Here is a 20,887-nt window from a genome sequence, read left to right as displayed (position 1 = left end):
GTGGGGGCCTCGATCACGGGCAGCCGCGTACTACGGCGCACACGCCCCGGCCGTCGCCGGCGGCCCGCGCCCCGGTGCCCGTGATCGAGCGACCGAACACTCACATGTGGTCATGGGCGCGTCAATGAACTGGGTGGCCGGCCGGGGAACCTGGCAAGTTTGGTCAAGCCGCCGTGGTGGGATCGCACAACGGCCAGGTGCGGAAGGTCACTCCAGCCCGGAGAGGGCGAATACCCGCTGCGCGTGCCTGCTGTCGACCCGCTCGGAGAGGCGGCGCAGCGCCGGCGTCCCGGACCGCAGGGTCCCGGCCCGCGCGCTGCGGCGGGCGTCCGTGTCCAGCCGGTGCCACAGTGCCGGATTCGCCAGGAGTACTTCCGGGTCCACCTCGACCCGGTGTCCTTCGTCGTCCCGGAACACCACGCGCTGGGCCACACCGTCCGGCCAGCGCACCGAGACGAGCCGGTCGGTACGCACGGTCCGCTCGCGCAGCAGCCCCCGGCAGGACATCCATCCGGCACCCGCACGGACCCGGGGCGGCACCAGGACCGCGCACAGCAGGGCCGCCGATCCGGCCCACAGCAGGGTGCGCGGCCCGGTGAGCTGCCCGGCCGCCCCGTCGACCCCCACCAGCAGGACCAGCAGGACCACCGAGCAGTGAACCGCGAACCGCAGATCGGCGGCCCAGCCGAGGTCGTGGGCGATCGTGCCGGAACGGGCCGGACGCGACCCGGTACGGGGAGTGTGGTGGCGCATGGCAGCGACGCTAGGCGCGATCATCGCACCCCCGGCCGCCGTTGACGGACCGCTGACGTCGCGGCGCGTGGTCCTGACGGTTGTTTGACGCCGGCCCCGGGAGACCGCTCTCCGTCCGGCACGGGGAAACGCGGGCCGGGGACGGCCCCAGGGCTTGCCCGGCCGATCGTGCGCGGAGCCGGACGGTGCGGGCCGCGGCGGTCGCGGCCCCGGGGAGGACGCAGCCGCGTCCTTCGTGGCTCGGACGTTCTGCGTTGAATCTGTCCTCTGGTCAGGGACTTGCCCAGTCCGGTGTCCATGCGTCGGCCGGGGTGCGCGGTTTCGAGGCGCGCAGATGGTCGCGCAGCGCGGTCAGTACGGGGTGCCGGTCTTCGGTCCGGGACAGCAGTGCGTGCGTGTACACCGGGGTCGGTTTGCGCAACGGGATGCGTCGCAGGTCGTGGGTCCGGGGCCACAGGTACCGGTCCCCGCTGCCGACCAGGGTGGCCGGCGAGGCCGATTCGGCCAGCGTGTCCATCAGGGCCTCGTCGCCGAAGTTGGGGCCGAGCGCGTCGATGCTGAGTCCAAAGGTCTCGGACAGCGCCTGGTAGAAGGCCGCCCACTCCGTGTCCGGCCTGATCCCGGGGATCCAGATGCGGTGGCCGGCCAGATCCGCAGGTCTGACCCAGGGTGCCTTCGCCAAGGGGTGGCCGGGCCCGACCAGGAGCTCCAGGGGTGTGTCCAGGAGTCGTTCGGCGCTGATCCCGGCTGGAATCTGGTCCACCGGCAGGGCGCGGAAGGACGCGTCGGCGGTTCCTCCGAGCACCGCCTGCGCGGCCTGGGCGGCGTTCTCGTCGCTCAGTGTGACCGCGTCCAGGTTCATCTCGGGGTGGGAGCGGTAGAACCGGTAGACGGCCTGGGCCGGAGCGATGCGCCGGTTGAGGACGTCGACGCGCAAGGGCCGGCTGCCGGGGCGCACGGCACGCTCGGCCTGCTCGAAGGCTGCGAGGACCTTCCTGGCGTGCGGCAGGAAGACCTGCCCGTCCGGGCTCAGCCGGGAGCCTCGCGAGGTGCGCACCAGGAGCGTGACCTCGAGGTGTCTCTCCAGGGCGGCGATCCGCTTGGAGACCGCCTGCTGGCTGATCCCGAGCTCGTCCGCCGCTGCCTGGAACTGGCCGGTCTCGGCGACGGCCGCGAACGTCCGCAGCGCTTCAGCATCCACATCGTCAACTTACTTCCACAACGAATAGTTGTGTCTGATGGGTCGTGCGGTTGTTTGATCACTCGCCCTTCGGGGTGTGGGATCGTCGTATGTCTACCCGCACGGAGCAAGTCATGTATGTCCAGACGCCCGAGTTCGCGCGTCATGTGGAGCGGATCATGGAGGTGACCGATGCGACGTCCCGACTGAACGTGCTGCCGTTCAGCGACGGCAACGGTCGTGCAGAACTACTTTCTGTTGTGTTCGGTGGCCCGTTGCCGGAATCGGTGACGATCTACCCGCCGTTCTTCACCGAGTACGGGCTCAACACGACGTTCGGGGAGAACGTCTTCGTCAACCAGGGATGCACCTTCATGGACAGGGGAGGCATCCGTATCGGCAACGGCGTCATGATCGCCCCGAAGGTCAGCCTTGTCACCGGAGGCCATCCACTGCCCCTGGCCCAGCGTCGCGAGTACCTCTCCTTCGCCCCGATCGTCATCGAGGACGACGTCTGGATCGGTACGGCTGCCGTGATCACACAGGGGGTGACCATCGGTGCCGGTGCGGTGGTCGCCGCCGGTGCGGTGGTCACCCGTGATGTTCCGGTCGGCACCGTGGTCGCGGGAGTGCCCGCCCGGGTGATCAAGAAGATCGACTGAGTCCGGCCGGGCTGCTGGACCGGGTGAGCAGCAACTCTGGCCGATCGCCCGTTCGACGGTGTTGTGTCCCTGGCTCCGCCCTTCGTCGGAGCCGAGCGGTCGTCCGCCGCGTGTTCCTCTGCGCGGGCGGGCAGCCTGGCTGCCCGCCCCCTCCGGAATCGGGCGCCGGATGTCCCGGCGCCGCGGATGCGCGCGGCACGGGCCGTTGCCGTGGGCGCCCCGCACCCGGCGCCGTCCGCGCCGCGCGCCCGCCTCGGCGCCCCGGGAACCCGGCGCCCGAACCGGGTGACCTCGTGCTGAAGTCGTGCTTTGCTGAACCGATTTGACGGACCGAGAGATCCGTACCACGCGAAAGCATGAGAGAGAGTAAAGCCGACGATGATACCGACGCTCGCCAGAACCCGTTCATGGCCCACGTCCCGGTGGTCCGCCTCACCGCGTTCCTCCGCGCCGGGCAGGCGCGCGGCCGGCGTGCTGCTCGCCGTCGCCGGCTGCGTGGCCGCGCTGCTCGCGCCCGCGCAGACCGCCGACGCGGCGACCGTCCCCGCCGGCCCGGTCTTCAACAAGCCGACCGGCACCACCGCGGAACAGCAGGCCATCCGCGCCCAGGTCCGCTCCGTGATCGCGAACGCGGACAGCGGCTCGGTGCTGCGACTCGCGATGTACCACCTGTGGGACGAGACGATCGCCGCTGACCTCGGCGCGGCGAAGGCCCGGGGCGTCAGCGTCAAGGTCGTCCTCGACGAGAGCACCCTGGAGTACCGGGCCTCCTACGACCTCCTCACGAGCAGCCTCGGCACCAGCACCTCCGCAGCCTCCTGGGTGGCCCTGTGTGCCAAGGGCCGTTCGTGTCTCAGCACGGAGCAGACGGGCATCAACCACAACAAGTTCCTGCTCGCGAGCAGCGTCGGCGGCGGCGCCCAGAAGAACGTCGTCGTCCAGCTCACCTCGAACCTGACGCCGTCCAACTACAGCCGGTACTGGAACAGTTCGGTGACCGCCGCCGGCAACACCGCCATGTACGACGGCTACGTGGACTACTTCACCCGTCTCCCGGCCCAGAACCGCACCGCCTGGTCCTACACGTACGGCAACGCGGGCGACTACAAGTACTACTTCTTCCCCCGCGCGGGCAGCGACGCGACCACGGACACCGTGGTCAACGCGATGGACAACATCACCTGCCGCTGGACCGACTCCGCGGGCACCGCGCGCCGCACCACCGTCCACGCCGCGATGCTGAAGATCACCCGGCAGGCCGTCGCGGACAAGCTGCGCGCGCTGGCGGGCCAGGGCTGCCTGGTCGATCTGGTCTACAGCGAGAGCGACTCCGGCACCTGGAACGCCCTGCACGGCGTCTCCGGCATCACGAACCGCTGCTACCAGCACGACGACGACGGCGACCCCGCGACGCCCAACCGGATCGTGCACTCGAAGAACTGGATGGTCGACGGCATGTACGCGGGCACCGCCCAGAAGGTGATGTTCACCGGCAGCCACAACTGGAGCGGCCCGGCCCTGCGCAACAACGACGAGGCCATGCTGCGCATCACCACGCCGGCGGTCTTCGACGCGTTCGAGGCCAACTTCCAGGCCGCGCGGTCCGCCGCCGTGCCCGGCACCAGCGACAACGTGGCCGACTGCAAGAGCTGACGGCGGCCGGACCCGCGGCCGCGCCGATCGCCACGTCGTCCATGGCGGCGGCACGGGCGCGGTCCCCGCCCGCCGTACACGGGCCTGGCCGGCACACGACGTCGTGTGCCAGGGTCGCGGTTATGGATTGGCAGTCCGAGAGCCCGGAACTCTGGGCGTTCCTGGAGTCCCTGCACCGCGGCGACATCCTGTCCGGCACCGTCGCGGCGATCGAACGGTTCGGGGTCTTCGTGGCCCTGGACGACGGGCCAGGCCATCCCACTCTGCCCGGTGTCGGGTTCCTCGGCATCCCCGAACTGTCCTGGCGGCGCTTCGACGTGCCCACCGATGTTGTTCGAGCAGGGCAGCGTGTGTCGTGCGAGTTCATCGGGTTCGACACCTGCAACGCCGAGGCCAGGCTGTCCTTGAAGGCACTGGAACCCGACCCCTTTCAGGCTTTCGCCGACCGTACAGTGGTGGGCCAGGAATTCCGTGGGACGGTTGAGCGGGTGATTCCCATCGGCGTCCTCGTCGACCTCGGGGACGGGATCTTCGGGCTGATCCCCTTCAGGGAGATCGACGGCCGCCCTGCGGAAAATCCGGTGGAAGACCTCGAGGTCGGAGAGGAGATTGCCGTCGTCGTCGCGGAAATCGACCTGCCACGCCGCCGGGTTTTCCTCTCCGGGCCGAAGAGCGGCCGGTACGCAGATGCCGTGCTGTCCACGTGACGGGCGGCCGTGCCCGAATCGTTGAGGTGAGCATGGGCCGGGCCGATCCCGATGGATGCCGATCGGGCACGACCGCGGCCGTCCCTGCCGGCCGGCAACGGGAGTTGTGGCAGGCGATCGAAGGGATTCCGCACCGGGTGGGGACCGGGGCGCGGTGGTGTGACCTGCCCGAGAGGTCGGGGCCGTGGAAGACCGTCCATGAACGCCGTCGTCCGTGGTCGGCCGAGGGGACCTGGAAGCGTCTGCTCCAGCAGGTCCAGGCCGGGGGCCGACGGAGGCAAGGGCTTGGCCCACTCGCGGGGCGGATTCGCCGGCCAGGTCCGCCTGGGCGCGGATGGCCGCCGCAGCAGCAGCCGTTGCCATCCGGCTCCGCACACGATCACCTGGACAAGTGATGAAGCGTGTTGCGAAAGTGTGTGCGGTGGCGGACGTGGCGTAGTACTCCTGGGGAGACATAGACGCATTTGCCCTCACTTGGAGTCGTTGATGACCGTTCGCCGTGTCGTACCCAACATCCAGTCGGAGGCCGCGCAGGAGAGCCGGGAGTTCTATGGCCTGCTGGGCTTCGAGGAGGTCATGAACCACGGCTGGATCATGACGCTGGCCTCCCCGTCCGCCCCGGCAGCGCAGATCAGCATCATGACCAGTGACAGAACCGCGCCTGTCACCCCCGACATGAGCGTGGAGGTGGACGACGTGGATGCGGCTTATGCGGTCGTGCGGGAGAGCGGCGCGGAGATCGTGCACCCCTTGCAGGACGAGGAGTGGGGCGTGCGGCGGTTCTTCGTCCGTGACCCCAGCGGACGGGTGGTCAACGTGCTGGGCCACCGCTGACGGCTGCTTCGCAGCGGACGGCGAGCTTCTCGTCATGCCGCTCGCGATGGTCGACCTTGTCGAACCTCGGCGGCGGGCCTTGTATGCCTTGTCCGGGATGATGCAGCGGAACCCGCGATGCCGCAGGTAGACGCGATTCTCGCGGGAGGCGTACGCCTTGTCGGCCCGCACCCGGTTCGGCCGGGTGCGGGGCCTGCCGGACCCGACACGCCGCACCCGGACCTTCTCCCGCACGGGCTCGAACCGCGGGGAGTCCTCGTGCTGCCCCGCCGTGATCACGATCGACAGGGGCTTCTGGCCCTGCTCGACGGTCAGGTGCGGCTTGGTGGTGAACCCGCCGCGTGAGCGGCCCAGTCCGTGCTCTCCCGCCTCGGTGACGAAACCGCCCGGTCGAGTGCCGGCTTGTACCCGAGGCGGGTGTGCTTCCGCTCGTCTCGGCGACCACCTCCTGAAGCGTCAGCCGATCGGTGCGATAGCCGAGCGGTGGGGCTTCAGCAACCTCGTAACGAATCCGCCCGAAGATGATCCTGGCGCTGAGTGCACATGTTCTGTGCACTCGCTGCCAAGTCCCTGCTTCCCCTGCGCTCCACGATGGCCAGGAAGTCAGCAACCTGCAGCAGACCGGACAAGCCGGTGTTCTCGCAGGCTGACACCCGTCACCGGAGGTTTCGATGCGCAGAGCGAAGCACGTGTACTTGGTCTTGGCCGCGGCCTTGGCCGTGGTGTTCACGGTCGGGTCGTCTTCGGCGAACGCACTGGACATTCCCGGAAGTTCCGGTGTCGGCGGATACGCGCATATTACGAACGGCCGGTCGGACCTGTGTCTCGCTGTACCAGGCGGCAGCATGGAGCCCGCCGCGCAGCTGAACCAGTTCACCTGCGGGGAGTGGGACGATCACTTCTGGGTCCTTCAGCTTGCCTTCACGACCGACAACGGCAGCCGCGATTGGTACACGATCCAGAACCAGAACAGCGGAATGTGCCTGTCGGTGGACGCCGCCCGGAAGGACAACTTCGCTCCCGTCACCCAGTACCCCTGCGGAACGCCCGCACCATACATCGACCAGTACTGGGCCCTCAACGGCAAGGGCATGATCGAGAACGGCAAGACGATCGAAGGCTGGGGCCTGGAGAACTACAACAGCGGAAAGTGCCTTGCGATCAAGGACGGTAGTACGGCCAACACCGCGCCCGCCGTCCAGTTCGACTGCGGGTGGCACGGCGATCAGATCTGGTACTAGTCGTCCTGGTCGTCCTGGCTGTCCTGGCTGTCCTGCTGTGAGTCCTGCGAGTCCTGTGAGTCCTGCGCGGGCGGCAGCGGGGCGCCCGACGCGTCCTGCGACTGCGGCTCGCTGGTCGCGGAGGTCCCCGGGTCCGGGGTGCCCGAGTCGTCGGGGTCCTGGGAGAACAAGGTCATCCCCAGGTACACGGCGGCGATGAAGGCGACCGTTCCGGCGACGGCGCTCGCCACCCGCGGGCGGCGCCGGATCGCCTCCCGGGCACCGGTGCTCAGGGCGGGTGCGGAGCGGTCCGGCTGGCGGCGGCGGTGACCGCCCGACTGCGGCATCCGGTACGTCGCCGGGCCCGAGCCCTGCTCGGCGGGGCCGGGCGCCGCCGCGGCGCCGTACGGAGGAGCGCCGGCCGGTGTGTGCGGGCGGCCCGGGGCGGGTGCGGCGCGGTGCGGGACACCGGCGGCCGGATGCGGGGCGGGGGCGTACATCGGCAGCGGCTCCGGCTGCCCGCGCCACGCGTCGCTCTGGAACCACTCGGCGACGTCCTGGGCGCCGGGCCGGTCCTCGGGCTGCTTGGCGAGGAGTCCGAGGAGGTAGGAGTCGAAGGCCGGCGGCAGGTCGACGCCCCGCTGCCGCAGCGGCACGGGTGCGGTGTCGACATGCTGATAGAGCGTCGCGGTCGCCGTGTCCGAGCGGAACGGCGGCTCACCCAGCAGAAGTTGGTAGATGACACAGCCGAGGGAGTACATGTCGGAGGCCGAACCGGCCGTGCGCCCCAGGGCCCGCTCCGGGGCGAGATAGAGACTGGTGCCGACGATCTGCCCCGTGGTGGTCAGCGCCGCGGACGGGTCGTCGACGAACTGGGCGATCCCGAAGTCGCCGATCTTGACCGAGCCCTCGGCGTCCAGCATCAGGTTCCCGGGCTTGATGTCGCGGTGCACGATGCCCTGTCGGTGGGCGGCGGCGAGCCCGGCGGCCGCCTGTCCGGCGATCCGGGCGACCTGCTCGGCGCCGAGCCGCTCCTCGGCCGTGAGGATCGCGCCCAGGCTCCGGCCCTCGATGAGTTCCATCACCAGATAGAAGCGGTCCTCCCAGGCGCCGAAGTCGAACACCGCCACCAGATGAGGGTGGCTCAGCCGGGCCGCGGTCTGCGCCTCGAGGCGGAACCGGGCGGTGGCCGACTCGTCCGCGTGGTCGCCCAGCAGCAGCTTCACCGCGACGGCCCTGCCGAGCACTTCGTCGGCGGCACGCCACACCTCGCCCATGCCGCCGCGGCCGATGGGGGATATCAACCGGTACCGACCTGCTACCAGCACCTGTACACCATTCTCGGATCGTGGGCCGCTTCTGCATCTGATGCCACGGCGGCGACCCGACCGCAACCGGGACGGGGGTGGGGGGCGCGCGGCAAGATCAGGATATCGGTCCACCGGGCCTTCGGGACCGCCGAGCGGCCCCGCCGCCCGGCATGCCCGGCATGCCCGACCCGTGATCACCTCCGGTCGGCCGCCGTCCGGCCCACCGATTCGACCAGCGGCAGCAGCCGGTGCGCCACCCGCTCCCGCAACGCCACCTCCGTACGTGTCCTGACCACACCGGGCAACTGGATCAGCCGCTGGATCACGTCCTCCAGATGCCCGTTGTCGCGGGCCACGACCCGCGCCAGCAGGTCCCCGCCGCCCGTCGTCGAGAACGCCTCCACGATCTCCGGCACCGCCGCGAGCGCCTCGCCGACCTCGTCCAGATGCCCCTGGGTCACTTCGAGATGCGCGAAGGCCAGCACCGGATGGCCCAGGGCCGCCGGGGACAGCACCGGCCCGGTGCCGGTGATCACACCGTCCCGCTCCAGCCGGTCGATCCGCGCCTGGAGGGTGCCTCGCGCGACGGAGAGGATGCGGGCGTACTCGCGGACGCTGGTACGCGGCTGCTCGATCAGCAGCCGCAGGATACGGGTGTCGAGGTCGTCCACCGCCATGGTCCGCTGGCCCCTTTCTGGTCCGGCAATTCGGGCTGAGACTGTACCAACGGCACAGTTCCGGCCTTCGCCGCCGGCCCCGGAGCCGGACCGACGACATGTCATACCTGTAGTCCTCCAGAGCTAGAAAACAGGTTCACACCCCGGTGGGACGCCGACTACAGGGCCCCGTACCTAGCTTCTGTACCGCCACCGCGTCCCTCGCGTCCGGGCTCCGAAACCGCCAGGTACGGAAGGAATCACCCCCTCATGCCGTCCCCACCGCGCAGCGTCCGCCTGCGCCGCGGCCTGCTCGCCGTGCTGGTGGCCGCCTCGGTGGCCGTGCCGGTCTCCGGCGCGGCGCGCCCCGCGGCCGTCCCGGCGCCCGCGCCGTCCGCCCAGGTCCCGCTGCGCACCGCGGACCCCGAGGCCCTCGCCGGGCGGTACACGGCCACCCGGGACGACATCGTCGCGGCCGAGCGGGCGGCGGCCGGACACGGGGACCGCGTACGGGCCGCCGCCCTGCGCGAGATGGCCGGCCCCGCCCGCGACTTCCTCACTTTCGACGGCCGGGACGGCGGCCGTTCGGCCGAGGTCTACGGCGACCTGGCACGAGCCGAACGGATCGCCGTACTGGTCCCCGGCGCGGGTATCGACCTCGACCACTACTGGCGGCTGCGCGACGGATCGCGCGCCCTGCTCCACGAACTGGGCGGCCGCACCGCGGTGATCGCCTGGCTCGGATACCGGACCCCGAGCACGGTGAGCCGCGACGCGCTCACCCCGGCCCGCGCCACCGAGGCCGCCCCCGGACTCACCGCGTTCGTCGACGAACTGAAGCGGCTGAAGCCCGCCGCCCGGACCACGCTGCTCTGCCACTCCTACGGCTCCGTGGTCTGCGCACGGGCCGCGCACGGGCTGCGAGTCGCCGACATCGTCCTGTACGGCAGCCCGGGCACCGGCTACCCGGACGCCGCCGCCCTGCGCACCGGGGCCACCGTCTGGGCGGGCCGCGCCCGCGACGACTGGATCGCCGACGTACCGCATGTCCGGCTGCGCCTGCCCTTCCTGGAGGTGGGGTTCGGCACCGACCCCGTCTCGCCCGGATTCGGCGCCCGGACCTTCGCGGCGGGCGACGGCGGCCACAGCGACTACCTGAGAGCCGGATCCGAACCACTGCGGAACATCGCCCGGATCGTGGCCGGCACGGCCGCGTCCGCACAACCCCCGGGAGGGCACCGTGCGTGACTTCGCCCGGCGGATCGAATCCGCCACCCCCGCCGACCGCGACCGTGCCGTCGACGCCCTGCGCGCCCTCGCCATCCTCGGCGTCGTCCTCGGCCACTGGCTGGTGACCGCGCTGGTCGTGGACAGCGGCACCCTGCACGGCGCGAGCCCGCTGCGCTACCTGCCCGGACTCGTCCCGGCCTCCTGGCTTTTCCAGACCCTCGCGGTCTTCTTCATGGTCGGCGGCCTGGTCGGAGCGCGGAGTCACGCCACGGCCCGCGCCCGGGGCGAGAGTTACGGCCGGTGGCTGAGGGACCGGACGGTCCGACTGCTGCGCCCCGTCGCCGTGGTCCTGGCCGTATGGTCCGTCGCGGCGGTGACCATGCTCGCCTCCGGAACCGACCAGGACACCGTGCGCGCCCTGTGCAAACTGGTCTGGTCCCCGCTCTGGTTCGTCGTGGTCTTCATGGTCCTGACGGCGGCGACCCCGCTGGTGGCGCGGCTCCATCCGCTCTGGCCGTTCGCCGTCGTGCTCGTCGTCGACCTCTACCGCTTCGGCCTGGACACACCCACCGCGTTCGCCTCGGTCAATGTGGCGGCCGGCTGGCTGGTGCCGTACTGCCTCGGCGCGGCCCGGACACGCGGCGAGCTGTGCGGCCGCCGGACCGGCTGGACCCTGCTGCTCGGCGGGGCCGCCGCCACCGCCGCACTCGTCCGGTGGGGCGGCTACCCCGCGTCCATGGTCGGCGTGCCCGGCACCGAGATCTCCAACCTCGACCCGCCGACCCTCGCGGTGGTCACCTTCGGCCTCGCGCAGTGCGGTGCGGCACTGCTGCTGCTCGGCCCGCTGCGCCGGCTGCTGCGACGCCCCGCACTCTGGGCGGTGGTCGCGGTGCTCAACCTCTCCGCGATGACCGTGTTCCTCTGGCACCAGACCGCGATGATCGCGGTCACCGCGCTCGGCCTGACGACGGGTACGCGCCTGCCGGGACTGCACACCCTGCCCGACCACCCCGGCTGGGTGCTCGCCCGGCTGGCCTGGCTGCCGGTGTTCGCCCTCGCGCTGGCACTCTGCCGGGCGGCCTTCCACGGGTACGAGCGGCAGCGGCGGCCGCGCGGGAAGAGCCTGGTCGTCCGCGAGGGACGCCCCCGACGGACGGCGGCCAGAGGTGTCTAGGGTGCGAACCGTGAAACGGGGAGACATGGTGAAGCGTTCGGTGCGACTGCTGCGGGCCCTGCCCCGTACGCTGCGCGAGGACCTCCTGACCACGGGGGCCGGCCCGAAGGGGGGCCACGGACAACCGCGTTGGCTGGATTGGCGGCCGGTGATCACGGTCCCGCTGGTGATGGCCGCGGTGGGCCTGCTCGTCGCCAACACCAACCTGTACGCCTTCCGGTTCGGCGCGGGCGTCGACCTCGGCATCCTGTTCGCCGGGGCCCAGGCGGCGGCGCTCGTCGCCGTCCTGTACCGCCCGGTCCCGGCCTGGTGGGCATCGGTGATCGTGACGGTGCTGGTCACCCCGTTCGCCGCGCACGCCGTTCCCCGCCCGGAGGAGTTCGCCCGGCTCGGGCCCGCGGCGTTCTCCGGGCCCGCCGCCCCCGAGGTGTATCCCTGGAACCCGACCTGCGTCGCGGTGCAGGCCGGGGTGATGTTCCTGCTGGCCCTGCGGGTACGGCCCAGGGCCGGTGCCGGGGCCCTGGCGGTCACCGCGGTCGTGGGGATCGCCTGCGGGGCGACGGTCTCCTGGAACCTCGGTCCGGGCTCGGTCTCCAGCCTCGCCGTCCTCGCCGTCGCCACGACGCTGGGCACCGCCCTGCGCAGCCTGGCCATGACCCGTACCCGGCTCGTCGTGCAGGAGGAACTGACCGCCGAGGAGCGCGCCCGGCGCACCCTGCTGGAGGAACGCAGCCGCATCGCCCGCGAACTCCACGACGTGGTCGCCCACCACATGTCCGTCATCTCCATCCAGGCCCAGGTCGTCCCGCACCTGGTCGACAACCCCTCCGACGAGCTGCGGGAGAACGTCGAGGGAATCCGCCGCAACGCGGTCGACGCCCTCACCGAACTCCGCCGCGTCCTCGGCGTACTGCGCTCCGAGGACCCCTCCCCCCCGCGGGCGGCCCGGCACGCCCCGCAGCCCACCCTCGACCAGCTCGACGAACTCATCGGCAACGCGCGTACGGCCGGACTCGCCGTGACCGCCACGACCACCGGGCAACGGCGCCCGCTGTCACCGGGAGTCGAACTGTCGGCCTTCCGCATCGTGCAGGAGGCGCTCAGCAACGCGATCCGGCACGCCCCCGGCGCCCCGGTCCGGGTGGAGGTCGGCCACCAGCCGGACGGGGTCATGGTCCGGGTCACCAACACCGCGCCGGCCCGGCCCGCCCCGCCCGCCCGCGGTGAGGGCCACGGCCTGCTCGGCATGCGCGAGCGCACCGCGATGCTGGGCGGTGAACTCGCCGCCGGACCCACCCCCGACGGAGGATTCGACGTCACTGCGATACTGCCCGCACTGCCCGCAGCGGAGCCCACCCGGCCCGCCGACCCCGCCGAGGATCCCCGATGACGGCCATCCGCGTCCTGATCGCCGACGACCAGATGATGGTCCGCCAGGGCTTCACGGTGCTGCTCAACGCGGAACCGGACATCGAGGTGGTGGGCCAGGCGGTGGACGGCGCCGACGCCGTGGAGAAGGTGGCCGAACTCGCCCCGGACGTCGTCCTCATGGACATCCGGATGCCCCGGCTCGGCGGCATCGAGGCGACCCGTGCCGTCACCGGGGCCGACGGCGCCACCACCAAGGTGCTGGTCCTGACCACCTTCGATCTCGACGAGTACGTCTACGAGGCACTGCGCGCCGGCGCCTCCGGCTTCCTCCTGAAGGACGCCTCGGCCGATGAACTCGCCCGCGCGGTAAGGGTGGTGGCCGAGGGCGACGCACTGCTCGCCCCGAACATCACCAAGCGGCTGATCGCCGAGTTCGCCAGGGTGAGCACCGCCCCGCGCGCCCCGTCCGCCGACCGGGCGGGGGAGCTGACGGAGCGCGAGACCGAGGTCCTGGCCCTGATCGCCCGGGGGCTGTCCAACACCGAGATAGCCGAGTGCCTCGTGGTGGCCGAGCAGACCGTGAAGACCCATGTGGGCCGCATCCTGGCCAAACTCGGGCTGCGCGACCGGACCCAGGCCGCCGTCCACGCCTACGAGACCGGCCTGGTACGCCCCGGCGGCCACTGAACGCCCGCCCGCCGAAGCACCGCCGGCCGCGACGCCCACGTAGCACCGCGCCCGCCCGGGACCACTCACGCGCGACGCCGCACCCGCCCCACGTACACCGCTTCCGCGTAACACCGCACCCGCACACCACCGACGCGTGACCGGACGGCCCCGGCCGACCCGGTGAGCAGCCATGCCCCCGACCGGGCACCGGGCTGCTCGTCTCCCCGCGCCCCGGCGTGCTCCGTACGGCCCGGAGCACCCCCCACCCGACAGCCGCACCGTTCCCCGACAACCGAAGGAAACCGAGAACCCCATGGGCTCCACCCTTGTCGTCACCAATGACTTCCCGCCGCGCCAGGGCGGCATCGAGACCTTCGTGCACGCGATGGCCACCCGCGTCCCCGACGACGATGTGGTCGTCTACACCTCGCACGAGCCCGGTGACACCGCCTACGACGCGAACCTCCCGTTCCCCGTGGTGCGCGACCCGGGCCGGACGCTGCTGCCGACCGGCCGGGTGACCCGCAGGGCCGTCGAGATCGCCGAGGCGCACGGCTGCGACCGGGTCTGGTTCGGTGCCGCCGCCCCGCTGGCCCTGATGGCACCGGCGCTGCGCCGCGCCGGGGTACGGCGCATCGTGGCGACCACCCACGGCCACGAGATCTGGTGGGCCAGGACGCCCGGCGCGCGCCGGCTCATGCGCCGGATAGGCACCGGGGTCGACGTCGTCACCTACCTCGGGCAGTACACCCGCGCCCGGATCGAGCCGGCGCTCGGCCCGCGGGCCGAGATGAGCCGCCTGGTCCCCGGGGTCGACGCAGAGGCGTTCCGCCCCCGACCCGTCGCCGGACCCGACCCGCGCATCGCGCTCGGGCTGCACGACAGGCGCGTCATCCTCTGCGTGGCCAGGCTGGTGCCGCGCAAGGGGCAGGACACGCTCATCCGGGCCCTGCCGCTGATCCGGCGACGGGTGCCCGGCGCGGTGCTGCTGGTGGTGGGGAAGGGCCCCGACGAGGCACGGCTGCGCAAGCTGGCGGAACGGCACGCCGAGGGCGCGGTCCACTTCGCGGGCGGGGTCCCGCACGACGACACCCCGGCCTACTACGCCGCCGCGGACGTCTTCGCGATGCCCTGCCGCACCCGGCGGGCCGGGCTGGAGGCGGAAGGGCTCGGCATCGTCTTCCTGGAGGCGGCGGCGAGCGGACTGCCGGTGGTCGTCGGCGACTCGGGCGGCGCCCCGGACACCGTCCTGGACGGGCGGACCGGCCGGGTCGTGGACGGCACCGACACCGAGGCCGTGGCCGAGGCACTGACCGGCGTGCTCCTGGACCCCGACCGGGCCGCGATGGGCGAGGCGGGCCGCGCCTGGGTCGAGGAGTCCTGGTCGTGGGAGGCGTCGGCCCGCCACCTGAACCGCCTCCTGACTCCCGTCGAGCGGGCGCCGTCGAACGCCCGGTGACCGGGCGGCGCCGCACCGATCGGCCCACCCGGTGGACCGTTGGCTCTGCGGTGGCCCGGCAATGAACGGAGATCCTGTGCCATTGGTACAGCATCTCCGGTCCGGTTTGAACCATCAGTAGAACGGATGCTGAAATATCTGCATCGATGGCGCTGCGGATCCCGCGAGGGATCTCCGCGGCGCCTTTCTCATGTGACGACACGCACCGTGACGCGTCACGGTGCGGAAGGGGCGGGGCAACTTGCTGAAGAGGGTGTTCGTGGCGCCGGATCCGGGGCGGGTGCGGCTGCGCTTCGCGAGCCGGGGCGTGCTCGGGATCGGGCTCGCCGTCGCGCTGTGCGGCACGGCCGGCCATTCGCTGGTGGCGGCGATCACCGGTGGTCTGGCCGCGCTGCTCGCCCTGTTCACGGTGACCGACGCGACGGTGCGCGGGCAGGCGGTGACGACGGCCCTGCTGCCCGTCGCCGGGCTGCCGGTGCTCGCGCTGGCCGCCGTGCTGCACGACGTACCCCTCGCCCGTGACCTCGCGTTCCTCGCCGTCGTGGGAGCGGGGGTGTACGCGCGGCGGTGGGGCCCGCGCGGGCACTCGCTCGGGGTGTTCGCCTTCATGACCTTCTTCTCCGCGCAGTTCCTGCACACCGTGCCCGGCCAGCTGCCCGAGCTGTATGCGGCCGTGCTGCTGTCCCTGGCCGCGGCCGCCGCCGTGCGGTTCGGGGCCTGGTGCTACGAGCGCCGCCTCCCGGCCCCGGCCGCCGTCCCCGCACCGACCGGCGGGGAGGGACTGCGGCGGATCACCACCCGGCAGGCCGTGCAGGCGACGGTGGGTGCCGGGCTGGCGCTCGCGGTCGGGCAGGCGCTCTCGGGCGAGCGGTGGTACTGGGCCGTCGGCGCCACCTGGTGGGTCTTCGTCAACACCACCTCGCGCGGGGAGACGCTGGTACGCGGCTTCCGGCGGTTCCTCGGCACCGCGCTCGGGATCGTCCTCGGGTTCGCCGTCGCCGTACCGCTCCACCACGAGCCGGTGGTCGCCGCCGTGGTCGTCGCGGCCGGAGTCTTCGGGATCTTCTACACCGCCGCCGTCTCGTACACCTGGATGATGCTCTCCGTGACGGTGATGGCGAGCATGCTGTACGGGCTGCTGGGCGTGCTCGACACCGGACTGCTCGCGCTGCGGGTGGCCGAGACGGCGGTCGGCGCACTGGGCGCCGCGCTCGCCGTGCTGCTCGTACTGCCGGTGACCACGCACGCGGTGACCGAGGCGTGGGTCGAACGGGCGCTGCGCTGCGTGCACGCGTGCACGGCCGGGACGGCTGCCCGGCTGGCGGGCGACGCCGCCGCCGACCCGGCACCGCGCGTCGCCGAACTGGAGGCGATCCTCGGCCGGGTGCGGCTGTCGCTCGCGCCGCTCGTGCATCCGCTCAACCCGATGAGGGCCCGCCGGGGCCGGGCCCGGCGGGTGCTCGCCCTGCTCGACGACTGCGCCCGCGAGGTGCGTGGTCTCGCCGCCGCCGCGGCCGACCCCGACGCCTCGCACGACGTGCGGCTCGCCGACGCGTGCCGGCGGGTGGAGGCCGCCGTCGAGGCGCTCACGGAACAGCCGGTCGGCGCGTTCCGTCGCCCGTCCGCCGCCGCACCCGTACCAACCGCCGCCGGGCCCGTACTCACCCACCTCCACGCGCTGGAGCAGGCCCTGCTCGAACTCGCCGTCCCCCTCCGCCGGGCCGCCGGGGTGCCGTCCCTCGCCTGAACCACGACGGGCCGAGGCGCTGGTCCGGACCTTTCTCGCGGCTGCTACCGTCGCCCCGCAGGACCACGACGGGCGCGTTCCGTCGCGGTCGGTCGGCGGAGAAGGGGAGAAACGGTGACGGACGCTGCGGTGGGCGACGACGTCGTGGTGCGGGCATTCATCGGGTCGTTCACCTCGGCGGGCGGCCGGGGCGTCACCGCCGCGGCGGTCGACCGGGCGACCGGGGCGCTGACCGTCCTCGGCAGCACGGCCGAGGTCCCCGACCCCTCGTACCTCGCCCTGGGCCACGGTCCGGGGCCCGGCGGCCGGACGCTGTACGCGGTCAGTGAGACCGAGCACGGCGCGGTGGCCGCCCTGGACGTCAGCGGCGACGCCCCCCGGCTGCTCGGTGGGCTCCGCCCGGTGGAGGGCAGCGGTCCCACCCATCTCGCGCTCGCCGTCGGTCATCTGCTCACCGCCAACTACGGCTCCGGCAGCGTCAGCGTCCTGCCGGTGCGGGCCGACGGCACCCCCGGCCCGGCGGCCTCCGTCCTCACACACACCGGCAGCGGGCCGGACCGCGACCGGCAGCAGTCCCCGCACGCCCATCAGGTGCTCCCGGACCCCTCGGGGAACTGGGTGCTCGCCGTGGACCTCGGCACCGACTCGGTACGGATCTGCGCGCTCGACCCGGCGACCGGGGAGCTGCGGGTGCACGCCGAGACCCCGCTGCGGCCGGGCACCGGCCCGCGCCACCTGGCCTTCCACCCCGCGGGCGGTCACGCCTACGTACTGAACGAGCTCGCCCCGACCGTCACCGTATGCCGGTGGAACGCCGCCGCGGGCGCCCTCGAACCCGTCGGGGAGACCTCCGTGCTCCCCGACGGGGCACGGGACGGCGATACGCGGACCTATCCCTCCGAGGTGGTCGTGGCCCACGACGGACGGTTCCTCTGGACCGCCAACCGGGGCGACGACACCCTCTCGGTCCTCGCGCTGGACGCCACGGGGGAGCGGGCGACGCTGGTCACCACCGTGGACTGCGGCGGCCACTGGCCGCGCGACCTCGCCCTCGACCCCACCGGACGCCGCCTGTACGCGGCCAACGAACGCTCCGGCGACGTCAGCTGGTTCGACATCGACCCGGCGACCGGCATCCCGCGCCACGCGGGCTCGCTGGACGCCCCTGCCGCCTCCTGCGTGATCTTCGCCTGAGGGCGCCCACGCGGCGTCACCTCACCGCGCGCACCGCACGATCGCCGTACAAGCCCGGCAGGACCGGGCCCGTACGGCGATCGAGGACGGACGGGCGGACCGCCGGGCGGACCCGACGGGCCGGGTCAGTGCGCCTGGGCGCCCTGCGGCGCGACCGGCGTGATGCCGAGCGTCGTCATGTACAGCGACAGCACGAGCTTGCCGATCGCCGGGTAGGCACCGAGCGGCTCGGCGACCAGGCAGCCGGCCTCCTTCGCCGCGGCGTCCAGCAGCCCCTCGGCCACCTCCGGGCCGACCAGGTACGGCGCCACCGCGAGCTGCACCGAGCCGGAGCCGGTGAGCTGCTCGGCGATCGAGGCGACGGAACCCTCGACATCGAGCGCCGCGGCCATCACCGGCACCGCCAGACGGGCAGCCAGCAGCATGCCGGTGATCCCGGCGGCCTGCACGGCCTCGTCGCCCCCGACCGTGGCCAGCACGATGCCGTCGGCGGCGGTCGCCACCGTGAAGAGCCTCGCCCGGTCGGCGCGCGCCAGACCGGCCTCCGAGAGCCGCACGTGCAGCGCCTCGGCGAGCAGCGGGTGCGGACCGAGTACATCGGTCAGCTCGACCTGCGTGCCGCTGTCCATCACGGCCTGTCGTATCCGCCGGATCAGGGCGCTGTCCGGCCCCGCGAGCAGCGGGACGACGACGGCCGACGGACCCTCGGGCTCGGGCACCTCACGGCCCGCGGCCCGCGCCTGCTCGTAGCGTGCGACGCGCTCGGCCGCGCAGTGCGTCAGAACGGCGCTCAGCGCGGGGTACTCGTCGTCATCGCCGTCGAGGTAGCCGATCCGGGCGTTGAGGCCGGGCAGCTCGGAACGGGCGATGCTGATGACCTCTTCGGCCAGGCTGCGCGTGGCCGGAGAAGGGGTACCGGGAACGGCGAGGACGAGCGCGGCGGCGCCCTCGGGTGCGACCACGGGCTCCGGGCGGCGGTGCCGTCCGGACTGGCGAGGTCGCGGCATTCGTACAGGCAGGCCGGAAGCGGGCCCAGTGGGGGTGCTCATGGCGCCGCATGCTACTGGTTTTGGGTACGCCTCTGTTCGGGGAGGGCCCAGACAGGCGTCATCTGTCCGCTTTTATCCGATGAGTGGCTTAACTGGTGACTATTCCGCTCTGTCGGTGCCTAGACGGTCGCCTGTCCAGGCTCCTCACCAGGCACCCGGAGCAATGTCGGGTGAAGGGGCAGCCGCAGATCCCCGACCGCCAGCGCCCGCGCGATGGACAGCGCACCGGCCAGCGGATCACCCGATCCGGGGACGGCCCGGGCCTGCGGGACCTGCCGGGACAACTCCTCGCGCAGCGGCACCAGGAGCGGATCGCCCATCCGGAACAGGCCGCCCGTCAGCGCCACTTCGCACGGCCCGCCATCGGCCCCCGCCGCCGGGCAGACCGCCGCGGCCGCCTCCGCGATATGCGCCGCGGCCTCGCGCAGAATGCCCGCGGCGACCGGATCGTGCCCCGCGCACCGGGCGACCTCGGGCGCGAACGAGGCCAGCACGGCAGGCCGGTCGGAACGCGGGTAGAGCAGCGAGGGCAGCTCGGGCGCGGGCCCGAACACCGCCTCCAGCCGGGACAGCAGTGCGGCGGACCCGCCACGCCGCCCGTCGTGGGCGCGCATCGCCGCGTCGAGCCCGGCCCGGCCGATCCAGGCCCCGCCACCGCAGTCGCCCAGCAGATGGCCCCAGCCGTCGGCCCGCCGCCAGCTCGTCAGATCCGTACCCAGCGTGATCATGCCGGTTCCGGCCGCCACGACCGCCCCCGGGCGCTGGCCGACCGCGCCCGCGTACGCCGTCACCCCGTCGGCGGCCAGTGCCAGCCGCCGCACCCCGAGCGCCTGTTCCAGGGCCGAGGGGAGTTCGGCGCGCAACTGGTCGCCGAGCGTCGCCATGCCGGCCGCGCCGATCGCCACGGCGGCCACCTCGCGGCCGTCCCCGGCGCCGCTTTGCCGCAGCAGCCGGCGGACGGCGGGCAGCAGCTGCTCCAGCAGATGGCCCGCGTCGATCCCCGCGGGCCCGGTGCGCACCGGGGCCTCGCAGTCCTCCGTCGCCACCGGGTCCGCCCCGTCGGCGGTGCCCAGCGCGATGCGCAGCCCCGAACCCCCCGAGTCCACGCCGAGGACGTGGGCCCCCGGCGCGGCGGTGGCTTCCGGTGATCGCCGCGGTGCGCTCATGTCCGGCTCCAGGGAAGGGAAGACGAATGACGGCGGCAGCCTATCCCCAGGCCCGGACGCCCGGCCCCGGGGAGCGGTCTTCGGGAGCGGGACTGTCCGTGTACGCCGGTAGAGTGACGTTTCGTGGCACCACGACCGTTGAACGAAGTAGTCGAGCCCGGCTGGGCCGAAGCACTCGCCCCTGTGGCCGGACGCATCGCGGCGATGGGTGATTTCCTGCGCGCCGAGGTGGCGGCCGGACGCACCTATCTGCCGTCCGGGGCGAACGTGCTGCGCGCGTTCCAGCAGCCCTTCGACGAGGTACGCGTCCTGATCGTCGGTCAGGACCCCTATCCGACGCCGGGCATGGCGGTGGGACTGAGCTTTTCCGTCGCCCCCGAGGTGACGCGGGTCCCCGGCAGCCTGGACAACATCTTCCGCGAGATGCACGCGGACCTCGGGCACCCGCGTCCCTCGAACGGCGACCTGACGCCGTGGACGCGGCAGGGCGTCCTGTTGCTGAACAGGGCGCTCACGACCGCGCCCCGCAAGCCGGGCGCGCACCGGGGCAAGGGCTGGGAGGAGGTCACCGAGCAGGCCATCCGGGCCCTGGCCGCGCGCGGCAAGCCGCTGGTGTCCGTGCTGTGGGGGCGCGACGCCCGCAACCTCCGGCCGTTTCTCGGGGATTACCCGGCGATCGAGTCCGCGCACCCCTCGCCCATGTCCGCGGACCGGGGTTTCTTCGGCTCGCGCCCGTTCAGCCGCACCAATGAACTGCTGCTGTCCCAGGGAGCCCAGCCGGTCGACTGGCGGCTTCCGTAAGGAGCGTCCGGCGGATCGTGGCGGGGCCGCGATCCGCGTGCCGTCCCTCCTG

General features: G+C 72.7%; 20 protein-coding genes and 1 pseudogene. 14 read left to right on the top strand and 7 right to left on the bottom strand.

The genetic code is table 11. The features are described from left to right. Positions 1-207: 207 nt before the first annotated feature. Entirely contained in the window at positions 208-753 is a 546-nt protein-coding gene (locus tag ACFCV8_RS21815) for a hypothetical protein (protein WP_376687057.1), read from the bottom strand. Between the two features lie 271 nt (positions 754-1,024). Continuing rightward, positions 1,025-1,954 (bottom strand): LysR family transcriptional regulator, encoded by a 930-nt coding sequence (locus ACFCV8_RS21810; protein ID WP_376687056.1) that lies wholly within the window; start codon positions 1,952-1,954, stop codon positions 1,025-1,027. A gap of 113 nt (positions 1,955-2,067) precedes the next feature. Between ACFCV8_RS21810 and ACFCV8_RS21805 the strand changes: the two genes are divergently transcribed. The 5 genes from ACFCV8_RS21805 (at position 2,068) to ACFCV8_RS21785 (ending at position 5,789) form a co-directional block, all read left to right on the top strand. Further along, entirely contained in the window at positions 2,068-2,595 is a 528-nt protein-coding gene (locus tag ACFCV8_RS21805) for a DapH/DapD/GlmU-related protein (RefSeq protein WP_376687065.1), read from the top strand. Positions 2,596-3,066: 471 nt separating this feature from the next. Continuing rightward, the gene (locus tag ACFCV8_RS21800; RefSeq protein ID WP_376687055.1) at positions 3,067-4,248 is read left to right on the top strand and encodes a phospholipase D-like domain-containing protein; all 1,182 of its coding nucleotides are present in this window, start codon (positions 3,067-3,069) and stop codon (positions 4,246-4,248) included. Positions 4,249-4,370: 122 nt separating this feature from the next. Beyond that, entirely contained in the window at positions 4,371-4,955 is a 585-nt protein-coding gene (locus ACFCV8_RS21795) for a S1 RNA-binding domain-containing protein (protein WP_376687054.1), read from the top strand. Between the two features lie 32 nt (positions 4,956-4,987). Beyond that, the gene (locus ACFCV8_RS21790; protein ID WP_376687064.1) at positions 4,988-5,350 is read left to right on the top strand and encodes a transposase; all 363 of its coding nucleotides are present in this window, start codon (positions 4,988-4,990) and stop codon (positions 5,348-5,350) included. 91 nt (positions 5,351-5,441) lie between these two features. After that, positions 5,442-5,789: a VOC family protein gene (locus ACFCV8_RS21785; protein WP_376687053.1), complete on the top strand. Its 348-nt coding sequence runs from the start codon at positions 5,442-5,444 to the stop codon at positions 5,787-5,789. A gap of 126 nt (positions 5,790-5,915) precedes the next feature. Here ACFCV8_RS21785 and ACFCV8_RS21780 read toward each other — a convergent pair. Further along, positions 5,916-6,104: pseudogene (locus tag ACFCV8_RS21780) on the bottom strand (IS5/IS1182 family transposase); the annotation flags it as partial. 356 nt (positions 6,105-6,460) lie between these two features. On the opposite strand from ACFCV8_RS21780, the gene ACFCV8_RS21775 reads away from it, so the two are divergent. Next, positions 6,461-7,030, top strand: coding sequence for an RICIN domain-containing protein (locus ACFCV8_RS21775; protein WP_376687052.1), 570 nt, complete (start codon positions 6,461-6,463; stop codon positions 7,028-7,030). Here the strand turns inward: ACFCV8_RS21775 and ACFCV8_RS21770 are convergent. Then, positions 7,027-8,286: a protein kinase gene (locus ACFCV8_RS21770; RefSeq protein ID WP_376687063.1), complete on the bottom strand. Its 1,260-nt coding sequence runs from the start codon at positions 8,284-8,286 to the stop codon at positions 7,027-7,029. The genes ACFCV8_RS21775 and ACFCV8_RS21770 overlap by 4 nt on opposite strands. Before the next feature lie 227 nt (positions 8,287-8,513). Next, entirely contained in the window at positions 8,514-8,996 is a 483-nt protein-coding gene (locus ACFCV8_RS21765; protein WP_376687051.1) for an Lrp/AsnC family transcriptional regulator, read from the bottom strand. A 249-nt stretch (positions 8,997-9,245) separates the two neighbouring features. On the opposite strand from ACFCV8_RS21765, the gene ACFCV8_RS21760 reads away from it, so the two are divergent. The 7 genes from ACFCV8_RS21760 (at position 9,246) to ACFCV8_RS21730 (ending at position 17,819) form a co-directional block, all read left to right on the top strand. Next, positions 9,246-10,223, top strand: coding sequence for an alpha/beta hydrolase (locus ACFCV8_RS21760; RefSeq protein ID WP_376687050.1), 978 nt, complete (start codon positions 9,246-9,248; stop codon positions 10,221-10,223). Next, complete coding sequence (locus ACFCV8_RS21755) at positions 10,216-11,379, top strand: acyltransferase (protein WP_376687049.1); 1,164 nt, start codon at positions 10,216-10,218, stop codon at positions 11,377-11,379. Before ACFCV8_RS21760 ends, ACFCV8_RS21755 begins: the two co-directional genes overlap by 8 nt. A gap of 10 nt (positions 11,380-11,389) precedes the next feature. Continuing rightward, positions 11,390-12,769: a sensor histidine kinase gene (locus ACFCV8_RS21750; protein WP_376687048.1), complete on the top strand. Its 1,380-nt coding sequence runs from the start codon at positions 11,390-11,392 to the stop codon at positions 12,767-12,769. Then, complete coding sequence (locus tag ACFCV8_RS21745) at positions 12,766-13,437, top strand: response regulator (RefSeq protein ID WP_376687047.1); 672 nt, start codon at positions 12,766-12,768, stop codon at positions 13,435-13,437. The genes ACFCV8_RS21750 and ACFCV8_RS21745 overlap by 4 nt, the downstream gene beginning before the upstream one ends. A gap of 295 nt (positions 13,438-13,732) precedes the next feature. After that, on the top strand, positions 13,733-14,878 hold the full coding sequence (locus ACFCV8_RS21740; RefSeq protein WP_376687046.1) for a glycosyltransferase family 4 protein: 1,146 nt from the start codon (positions 13,733-13,735) through the stop codon (positions 14,876-14,878). A 241-nt stretch (positions 14,879-15,119) separates the two neighbouring features. Next, positions 15,120-16,625 carry an FUSC family protein gene (locus tag ACFCV8_RS21735; RefSeq protein ID WP_376687045.1) on the top strand — a complete coding sequence of 502 codons (1,506 nt, stop codon included), beginning with the start codon at positions 15,120-15,122 and terminating at the stop codon, positions 16,623-16,625. Positions 16,626-16,739: 114 nt separating this feature from the next. Beyond that, positions 16,740-17,819: a lactonase family protein gene (locus ACFCV8_RS21730; RefSeq protein WP_376687044.1), complete on the top strand. Its 1,080-nt coding sequence runs from the start codon at positions 16,740-16,742 to the stop codon at positions 17,817-17,819. A 125-nt stretch (positions 17,820-17,944) separates the two neighbouring features. Here ACFCV8_RS21730 and ACFCV8_RS21725 read toward each other — a convergent pair whose 3' ends face one another. Together ACFCV8_RS21725 and ACFCV8_RS21720 are read right to left on the bottom strand one after the other, a co-directional pair. Further along, positions 17,945-18,868, bottom strand: a complete 924-nt coding sequence (locus tag ACFCV8_RS21725) for a sirohydrochlorin chelatase (protein ID WP_376687043.1) — start codon at positions 18,866-18,868, stop codon at positions 17,945-17,947. Between the two features lie 119 nt (positions 18,869-18,987). Then, the gene (locus ACFCV8_RS21720) at positions 18,988-20,034 is read right to left on the bottom strand and encodes an N-acetylglucosamine kinase (protein WP_376687042.1); all 1,047 of its coding nucleotides are present in this window, start codon (positions 20,032-20,034) and stop codon (positions 18,988-18,990) included. Between the two features lie 123 nt (positions 20,035-20,157). On the opposite strand from ACFCV8_RS21720, the gene ACFCV8_RS21715 reads away from it, so the two are divergent. Beyond that, positions 20,158-20,835, top strand: a complete 678-nt coding sequence (locus ACFCV8_RS21715; protein WP_376687041.1) for a uracil-DNA glycosylase — start codon at positions 20,158-20,160, stop codon at positions 20,833-20,835. Positions 20,836-20,887 lie beyond the last annotated feature (52 nt).

Origin of the sequence: Streptomyces sp. NPDC056347, assembly GCF_042262625.1 — a bacterium.
Classification (GTDB): Bacteria; Actinomycetota; Actinomycetes; order Streptomycetales; family Streptomycetaceae; genus Streptomyces.
This window is presented reverse-complemented; position numbering and strand designations above follow the sequence as displayed.

Excerpts from the sequence above, each read along its gene's own strand:
- ACFCV8_RS21815 (WP_376687057.1), bottom strand. The coding sequence starts at position 753 with ATGCGCCACCACACTCCCCGTACCGGGTCGCGTCCGGCCCGTTCCGGC.
- ACFCV8_RS21805 (WP_376687065.1), top strand. The coding sequence starts at position 2,068 with ATGTATGTCCAGACGCCCGAGTTCGCGCGTCATGTGGAGCGGATCATG.
- ACFCV8_RS21795 (WP_376687054.1), top strand. The coding sequence starts at position 4,371 with ATGGATTGGCAGTCCGAGAGCCCGGAACTCTGGGCGTTCCTGGAGTCC.
- ACFCV8_RS21790 (WP_376687064.1), top strand. The coding sequence starts at position 4,988 with ATGGGCCGGGCCGATCCCGATGGATGCCGATCGGGCACGACCGCGGCC.
- ACFCV8_RS21785 (WP_376687053.1), top strand. The coding sequence starts at position 5,442 with ATGACCGTTCGCCGTGTCGTACCCAACATCCAGTCGGAGGCCGCGCAG.
- ACFCV8_RS21775 (WP_376687052.1), top strand. The coding sequence starts at position 6,461 with ATGCGCAGAGCGAAGCACGTGTACTTGGTCTTGGCCGCGGCCTTGGCC.
- ACFCV8_RS21770 (WP_376687063.1), bottom strand. The coding sequence starts at position 8,286 with ATGGGCGAGGTGTGGCGTGCCGCCGACGAAGTGCTCGGCAGGGCCGTC.
- ACFCV8_RS21765 (WP_376687051.1), bottom strand. The coding sequence starts at position 8,996 with ATGGCGGTGGACGACCTCGACACCCGTATCCTGCGGCTGCTGATCGAG.
- ACFCV8_RS21760 (WP_376687050.1), top strand. The coding sequence starts at position 9,246 with ATGCCGTCCCCACCGCGCAGCGTCCGCCTGCGCCGCGGCCTGCTCGCC.
- ACFCV8_RS21745 (WP_376687047.1), top strand. The coding sequence starts at position 12,766 with ATGACGGCCATCCGCGTCCTGATCGCCGACGACCAGATGATGGTCCGC.
- ACFCV8_RS21740 (WP_376687046.1), top strand. The coding sequence starts at position 13,733 with ATGGGCTCCACCCTTGTCGTCACCAATGACTTCCCGCCGCGCCAGGGC.
- ACFCV8_RS21725 (WP_376687043.1), bottom strand. The coding sequence starts at position 18,868 with ATGAGCACCCCCACTGGGCCCGCTTCCGGCCTGCCTGTACGAATGCCG.
- ACFCV8_RS21720 (WP_376687042.1), bottom strand. The coding sequence starts at position 20,034 with ATGAGCGCACCGCGGCGATCACCGGAAGCCACCGCCGCGCCGGGGGCC.